1 protein-coding gene is annotated in these 1,580 nt (G+C 35.1%); it reads right to left on the reverse strand.

Annotated elements, in window-relative coordinates:
- A partial coding sequence (locus PLJ10_13200) for a DUF559 domain-containing protein (GenBank protein HOK10602.1) occupies window positions 1–1,493 on the reverse strand: 1,493 nt, incomplete at its 3' end.
- Between the last annotated feature and the right edge of the window lie 87 nt (window positions 1,494–1,580).

Raw genomic sequence — 1,580 nt, forward strand, 5'->3', positions numbered from 1 at the left:
GCTACGGCTGTGGTAGTGCCACTTCCTAAAAAGAAATCCATAACTATATCCTTTTGATTAGATGATGTATCTAAAACCCTAAATAATAATTTTTCAGCATTTTCTGTTAAAAAACCCCAAGTAGGAGTTGGAGAATACCCTGTTAAATCGGTCCAGTTTGTCCCAATTCTTGTTTTATCAATTAATATTTTTAATTTTCCACTTTCTATTTTTAACCTTCCATTCTTATACATTTCGTCTAAATTTTCTTGTGAATATGACCACCTTCGATATTTCGGCGGTTTAAACTCTATTCCATTTATAAATCTTGAAGGATTATCTTTCTTGTCTGAAGGTCGTGTTCCTAAATCTCCCCAGTAAGGTTTTTCTCTTTCAGCTAATGTATTTCTAAAAACAAAATTATTCCCAATAGCGTATACAAATAAATTTTCTGTTTCCTCTACTAAATTAACATCTCCAGTCTTCGGTAGAGATTGATTTCTTTTAATATCTATCTCATTCCTAAAATTATCCATTCCAAAAATCTCATCCATCAAAGGTCTCACAATCCAATTACCATTATAATCACACCTTACAAAGATACTTCCTTTTTCATTCAGCCAATCTTTTGCAATTCTTAATCTATTTTCAAGCAATGTTGCCCAGTTGGCGTCTTTATAGTTTGTGCGATACAGGAACTGGTCAGATGAATCTAAATTAAATGGTGGATCAATATAAATTGTCTGCACTTTTTCTTTGAATTTTGGTAGGAGTGTATTTAATGCCTGATAATTCTCACTTTTTATCAGCCAGCCGTCTAAGGATTTATCTAAATCATCAAATAAACTCAAAATCTCAAGTTCTAAATCTTTGAAATATTTTGTATCTATTGGTAAATGCTTATATTTTTCTGATAGCCTTTTACCTGTTAAATCATCTTCAATTATATCTTCTATCTTAAAATTTTCATCTACAATCCCTAAGTCTTGCCACTCTTTTATTTGTTCGCCTATATTCGGATGTTTTAATATTCGTTCCACCAAATTCCCCTCTTTTAGAGGGGCCAGGGGTGTGTGCTCCCCCTCTTTTAGAGGGGCCAGGGGTGTGTGCTCCCCCTCTTTTAGAGGGGCCAGGGGTGTGCCTCCCTCTTTCAGAGGGGTTAATTCCTCTTTCAAATACTCCATCACACCATCCAAATTATGTCTAACATCTTCATCTTTGATGTGTATGACTTTTAATCCAATATTTTTGAGATATTCATCTCTCTCTTTATCATATTCTTCTTTATCAACATGGCTTGAACCATCAATTTCAATTACGACACCAATATCCTTTATAAAGAAATCAACAATATAGTTCCCTATGATCTTTTGTCTATCAAAGTCTAAATTCATAAATTGTCTATTCCTAACTCGCTTCCAGAATAAAACTTCTGAGAGGTTTCCAGCTTTTCTGAGTTCGCGTGCTCTCTCTTTTAGGTCGGAGTTATAAGGGAGTTGGTACCATTTTAACACCCCTTTATCCCCTCTATCAGAGGGGAATACCCCTTTATCCCCTCTATCAGAGGGACACTCCCCTTGGTCCCCTCTATTAGAGGGGAA

Source organism: Candidatus Hydrogenedens sp. (assembly GCA_035361075.1).
Taxonomy (GTDB): domain Bacteria; phylum Hydrogenedentota; class Hydrogenedentia; order Hydrogenedentales; family Hydrogenedentaceae; genus Hydrogenedens.